Below are 5,977 nucleotides of genomic sequence, written 5' to 3' on the forward strand. Positions count from 1 at the left end.
GGGATCTCCTCGGGATCGTCCTGCAGATCGCCATCGAGGGTGACGATGTAGGCATCGCCTCTGGACTCGCGGAAGCCTGTGGCCAGGGCGGCCGACTTGCCGCAGTTGGTCCGCAGGACGACCAGGCGCAGTCCTGGAATCGTTCCGATCCGCTCCTCCACCCGCGCGGCCGTGCCATCGGTGGACCCGTCATCGACGACGAGGATCTCGTGGCTCCGTCCGAGCCGCGCCAGGACATCGGAGGTCTTCTCCAGCAGGGCGCAGATGGAGCCTGCCTCGTTGAAGGCGGGAATGACGACCGAGATCTCGACCGATCGGCTCACTCAGGCTCCCCCGCAAGGTAGCGGATCATCCACGCGTGCATCCGCGCAAGCCCATCCTCGAGGCCGACGGCCGGGCGCAGGCCGAGCAGCCGCAGCGCGGCTTGCGTAGAAGCCGCGGTGTGCCGGGCGTCCCCCGGAGAGGCGTCCTCGTGCCGGATCGCGGCCTTGCGTCCCGCGATCCGCTCCATCACACCGAGGGCCTCCTCGATGCCGATCCTGGTTCCGCCCCCGATGTTGAGGGCGAGCCCCGGCTCGGTCGGAGTATCCAGGGCGCGGAGGTTCGCCTCGATGGCGTCGTCAATGTAGGTGAAGTCCCGCGTCTGCCGGCCGTCCCCATAGACGACGATCTCCTCGTTGCGCAGGATCGCCCGGAAGAAGCGGTGGAACATCATGTCGGGCCTCTGCCTGGGACCATAGACGGTGAAGTAGCGGAGGCTGACCGCGGGAAGACCGTACTGCACGGCGTAGAGACGGACCAGCAACTCCCCCGCCAGCTTCGTCACGCCGTAGGGGGAAACGGGGAGCTTGGGATCGTCCTCCGCCGTCGGGAATCTCTCCGCGTCTCCATAGACGGAGGACGAGGAAGCGTAGACGAAACGACGCAGCCGCGCGCCGCGCTCGCGGCAGGCCTCGAGCAGCGACTGGGTGGCCTCGACGTTCGCCGACAGGTAGTCGCGGAACCTCCCTCCCCAGGAGGTGCGGACCCCCGCCTGCGCGGCCTGGTGGAAGACGGCGTCCACGCCGTCCAGGATCTCCTCCATGGGCACTCTTCGGAGATCCTCCTCGATGAGGCGAAAGCGAGACTTGGCGAGCAGGGGCTGGACGTTGCGGCGCTTGAGCGCCGGATCGTAGGCGTCGGTGAAGCAGTCGAGACCGATCACGTCGTGGCCGGCATGGAGGAGCCTCTCGCAGAGATGCGAGCCGATGAAGCCCGCGGCGCCGGTGACGAGAAGCCTGCCCATCCCCCCTATTGCCCCATCTTCCGGAGCGAGTCGCCGATCTCGGAGAGCCGCCTCCGGGCTCCGCTGTCCGCGGGATGCCTGCGCACCCAGTCCTCAAGGACCTTGTAGGCGTCCGCGAGCCGGTTCTGCTCATAATAGAAGGAGAAGAGCTCGCGCAGCGCCTCCTGATCCTCCGGGAATCGCCCGAGGATGTCCCTGTAGATCTGCTCCGCCTCCTCCAAGCGGCCCTGCTTCTCGATCGTGCGCCCCAGCAGGCGCATGATCGGGAAATCTCCGTATCCAAGCTCGATGAGCCTGCGGAACATCTCCTCCGACCGATCGAGCCGGTCGGCGCGATAGAAGGCCGCCCCCGCGCTGTAGAGAATGCTCGGGGCATCGGAGAAGACGACAGCCCGGTCTGCCGCCCGCATGGCCTCTTCCGTCTGTCCCTCCGAGAGGAGCTTCTCGGCCGCCCGGATGTAGCCCGCGCCATAGTTCTGGATCAGCTTCTTGGCGTTCTCGTCCTTATAGACGCTCCGGTCGTAGGCGCCGTCCGCGGTCAGGAGGCCCCGGTACTTGTAGACCCGATCGAGATTGCCGAGGGTCTTCTGCACATCGATGTCATCGGTCTCGCCGCCGTGCGACTCGCCCAGCCGGAAGGCGAGCCCCTCCATGGTCAGACGGTCGGTGTATCCCATCTGCTCGGGAACCGTCACGGCGAAGTAGATCGGTCGCTTGCCGTACTCCCTCTCGATGATCCGGTGGGTGGCGATGTCCTTCGCATAGGTGAACTGGTCCGGATCGGGGATGTACTTCTGGATCCCGTACGTGCGCAGATAGGAGACATACTGGTCCTTCCGCATGAAACCCTGCGCGTACTCGGCGAACTTCTCGGGCACGGCCCGGACCGCTTCGATCTCTCTGTCGTTCCACCCGAGGTCGACCTTGGGAGAGTAGTCGCGAAGCTGCTTGATGTACCAGCCGGTGTTGAGCAGGCTCAGGTTGACGACCCTGACATCCCTGCGAGCCTTCTCTACCTCCTGGATGTACCAGAGCGGGAAGGTGTCGTTGTCGCCGTTCGTGAAGATCAGCGCGTCCTTTTCGAGGGGATGGAGGCTGTTGTAGGCGTAGTCCCTCGCGAGGTAGAAGCCGCTTCGATCGCGGATCGGGTAGAACTGATGAACGAGCGAGAAAGAGAGCAGGAGGCCGAGCGCCGCCACGCCGTAGCCGAGCCGCGTGCCGAAGGCGTCGCGCCCCTCGGTGTAGGCCCAGCGGACCCAGCGGCCGATCGTGGCGAAGCCGAGGCCGATCCAGATCGCGAAGACCTGGTAGCTCGCCGTGAAGAAGTAATCTCGGTCCCGGACCTCGTCGTCGCGGAAGTTCAGATAGAAGACCATCCCCACGGATGTGATGAGGTAGAAGAGCAGGAGCATCAGGAAGGTCTTCCTCTCGCGCCGCGCGTGGGCCGCGAGACCGACCAGCCCCACGAGGTAGGGCAGATGCTTCGCTAGCCAGACGGGCGAGAAGTGGAGCTGATACTGGTCGTGGGCGTAGCGCCAGAAGTGCTTGCCGAACTGGATCGCCCACGAGGCGTTTCGCTCCAGGAAGGGGTTCGCGGGCTTGTACTGGTCCCTGATGAGCGCCAGCCAGAGGGCCTCCCTGCTCGAGGGATCGGCCTCGTTGATCATCGGGTCCAGCGCCGCGCGGATCGGCAGGTAGAGATGATTGGAGAGGGCGACCACCGCGAGCAGGAGGCACCAGAAGACGACGCCGCGCGGCCCGAGGGGGGACCAGAGGCGGCCGAGCAGGAGCGAGCCGGCGAGCCCCAGCGCCAGGAGGATGATCCATCCCTCCTTGAGGATCGGCAGCATCGCGGGCTGCAGCCCCACGAGGATCCCCGCCACGACGAGGGCCCCGAACGTGTGGGGCGCGAGCGTCCTGTGGTCGACCATGAGGACGAAGAGGAGCATCGCGGGCAGGACGAGGTAGGTCCCCATGTGGATCCCGGCCGACACGGCGATCAGGTAGTAGGCGAGCACGAAGAGCCGGTTGTCCCGCCGAGCCGACCCCTCCTTCCCTGCCCACCGGATCACGAGCCACAGGGAAGCGATCATCAGGGCGCTCGAGAGCCCGTAGACCTCCGCCTCCACGGCGTTCTCCCAGAAGGTGCGCGAGAAGGCGGTGAAGAGCCCCGTCGCGATCCCGCCGAGGACTCCGAGCTGGATCGGGGCGCTGTCGGGCTTGCCGCGCTGCTGCCACTTGAACACCTCGACGGTCACCAGGTAACCGAAGACGGCCGCGAGGCTCGAGGCCAGAGCGGAGAGGTAGTTGACCCGCGCCGCGATGCTGGCGATCGGGAAGAGGGTGAAAAGGCGGCCGATCAGGACGTAGAAGGGTGTGCCCGGCGGATGAGGGATGCCGAGGGTGTAGGAGGTCGCGATGAACTCGCCGCTGTCCCAGAAGGGGCAGGTCGGCGTCAGGGTCATCAGGTAGATCACCTGGCTCACGAGGAAGACGAAGAGGGCGCCCAGGGCGACCGCTCTCTCACGTATCCAGATCAAGGTCCTTCTCCTCCCCGCCCCTCGCGCGCCACGCGAAGCAGCAGATCCTCCGTCTCGTCCGCCATCCGACTCCAGTTGAAGTTCGCCGCCCAGGCGATCCCCGCCAGCCCCATCCTGCCCCAGAGAACGTCGTCGCTCAACAGCTGGGATAGGCGATCCGCCAGGGCCCCCACATCCCCGTGGGGGACGAGGAATCCCGTCTCGCCGTCGCGGACCGACTCCCTGAGCCCCGGGGAATCGGAGGCGACCACCGGTATCCCCATGGCGTTGGCCTCGATCACCGAGAGGCCCCATCCCTCCTTGGGCGAGGTGTAGACGAGAACCCTCGTCTGCCGGAGGACGGCCAGCTTCTCCCGGCCGCTCTTGTGCCCCAGCAGGGAGACGCGCCCCCCGAGGCCCTCGCGGGCGATCCTGGCCTCCAAGGCCGCCCGGTGGGTCCCCTCCCCCGCGATCCAGTAACGCACCTCGGGAACCGTTCGTTGAATCTCGGGGAGGGCATCGATGGCCAGGTCGATCCCCTTGTATTTCTTCAACCGACCCAGATACAGGATCACCGGCCCCGGGGTTCCCCTCCCCTCCTCGGGCCGATAGTAGTCATGGTCGATCCCCGATCGTATGACGTGGATCCGCTCCGGAGCGAGCCCCCGCGCGATCAGATCCTCCCGGGTCGAGTCGGAGAGAACCTGGAAGCGACAGCGGCGGTAGGCGGTGGGGATGAAGCGCTCGTGGAGATAGACATAGAGGCCGAGCGGCCAGGGCGCCTCCCGGAAGACGGTCGTTCCGAAGAGGTGGGGCACGTTCGTGAGTACGGGAACTTCCTTCTGGAAGAGGGGACCGAAGAAGGGGATCTTGTTCAGATCCTCGACGATCAAGTCGAAGCGCCGTCCCCGCAGCGCGCGCCATGCCCGCAGGACGGCCCAGTTGAACGTATAGGTGCTTCCCACGCGGAGGACTTCCATCCCATCGATCCGGTCGCGGCGCGGCGCGCCCGGCCAGGCCCCGGTGAGGAAGCAGATCTCATGGCCGCGGGCCTGCAGTCTGCGGTAGATCTCGTGGATGATCACTTCCGCTCCGCCCATCTCGGGATGGCGGATGTCCCGATAGCTGATGATCAGGATCGAGAGGCCCATCAGAGGGGATCTTCCTTCCGGCCGAGGACCGAGATCATCGCGCAGGTGTGGAGCCCCAGCCGGGTCCCCTTGAGACGCCGGCGGATGGCTCGGGGAATCGCGTCCAGGATGCGCGGCAAGCGCGGATAGAGGGGCAGACGCGCGATCCGCGCCCGCAGCAGAACGTATCGCGCCGACCTGTAGAGGAAGCCGGGCTCGAACCAGGTTCCGTCTGTCCGCACGACGCGGAATCCGGCCGCGCGCATCAGGCGCTCGAGCTGCCCCGGCGAATACTCCGTCTCCCAGCCCGCGAACCAGCGATTCATGAGGATCATGAGATGCTTGGCGATCGTGTAGATGTGCCATCGCTGGGGAACGTCGACGAGACAGTGCCCGCCCCGCTCCAGCACGCGGCAGTTCTCGGCGAGCAGAGGCGACGGATCGCGGAAGTGCTCCATCAGCCCCTGGTGGAAGACGACCTGGAACGCCCCGTCGCGAAACGGCATTCTGGTCGCGTCCGCGCAGATGGGGATCAGATCCAGCCCCTGCTCCCGCGCCAGGCGGCGGATCACCCGGAACGACTCCCGCACATAGTCCAGGACATAGACCCGTCCCCCTCGACGTGCGATCTCGATGCTGTCGCGGCCCGAGCCGGCGCCGACTTCGAGGATCCTGCTGCCTTGGAGGGGGAGATCCTCGAGTTGCCGGAGGATCCGCCCCTCGTTGGAGTAGACCTCCTCGATGGTCTCGCGGCGGTCGCGCCAGTACCTGTCCCAGTGTCCCGGGGTGGATGCCCGCATGCTGTTCGGTATGGAGTCCTCCTATCGGCTCGCGCCGGAGGGTCGGGATGGAATCCGCTCGCGCGACAGAGCCGAACGCTAACAGAAGCTTGAAGTTGCGTCAACGAACAGGGCCGCCTGGGGGCCTTCCGTCAGGCCCCGGCGGGCGGCGGCAGCTCGCCGGGACGGAGCCGTCGCGCCGCCGCGTCGAGGACCCCGTTGGCGAAGGAGCCCGCCTCCTCCTCGCCGTAACGGTTGGCGAGC

Annotated in this window: 5 protein-coding genes; all 5 read right to left on the reverse strand. The window is 66.6% G+C overall.

What is annotated here, in order from left to right; genetic code table 11:
• Positions 1 to 323, reverse strand: a 323-nt coding sequence (locus FJY88_11155) for a glycosyltransferase family 2 protein (GenBank protein MBM3287891.1), incomplete at its 3' end; no start/stop codon positions are given.
• On the reverse strand, positions 320 to 1,285 hold the full coding sequence (locus FJY88_11160) for an NAD-dependent epimerase/dehydratase family protein (GenBank protein MBM3287892.1): 966 nt from the start codon (positions 1,283 to 1,285) through the stop codon (positions 320 to 322). The genes FJY88_11155 and FJY88_11160, both read right to left, overlap by 4 nt.
• 5 nt (positions 1,286 to 1,290) lie before the next feature.
• Positions 1,291 to 3,825, reverse strand: coding sequence for a DUF2723 domain-containing protein (locus FJY88_11165; GenBank protein ID MBM3287893.1), 2,535 nt, complete (start codon positions 3,823 to 3,825; stop codon positions 1,291 to 1,293).
• Complete coding sequence (locus tag FJY88_11170) at positions 3,822 to 4,955, reverse strand: glycosyltransferase family 4 protein (GenBank protein ID MBM3287894.1); 1,134 nt, start codon at positions 4,953 to 4,955, stop codon at positions 3,822 to 3,824. Before FJY88_11170 ends, FJY88_11165 begins: the two co-directional genes overlap by 4 nt.
• On the reverse strand, positions 4,955 to 5,734 hold the full coding sequence (locus tag FJY88_11175) for a class I SAM-dependent methyltransferase (GenBank protein MBM3287895.1): 780 nt from the start codon (positions 5,732 to 5,734) through the stop codon (positions 4,955 to 4,957). The genes FJY88_11170 and FJY88_11175 overlap by 1 nt, the downstream gene beginning before the upstream one ends.
• Positions 5,735 to 5,977 lie beyond the last annotated feature (243 nt).

This window comes from Candidatus Eisenbacteria bacterium, assembly GCA_016867495.1.
In the GTDB taxonomy this organism is placed as follows: Bacteria; Eisenbacteria; RBG-16-71-46; order CAIMUX01; family VGJL01; genus VGJL01.

What these genes read in the sequence shown, in the direction of transcription:
- FJY88_11160 (MBM3287892.1), bottom strand. Translation starts at nt 1,285, where the DNA reads ATGGGCAGGCTTCTCGTCACCGGCGCCGCGGGCTTCATCGGCTCGCAT.
- FJY88_11170 (MBM3287894.1), bottom strand. Translation starts at nt 4,955, where the DNA reads ATGGGCCTCTCGATCCTGATCATCAGCTATCGGGACATCCGCCATCCC.
- FJY88_11175 (MBM3287895.1), bottom strand. Translation starts at nt 5,734, where the DNA reads ATGCGGGCATCCACCCCGGGACACTGGGACAGGTACTGGCGCGACCGC.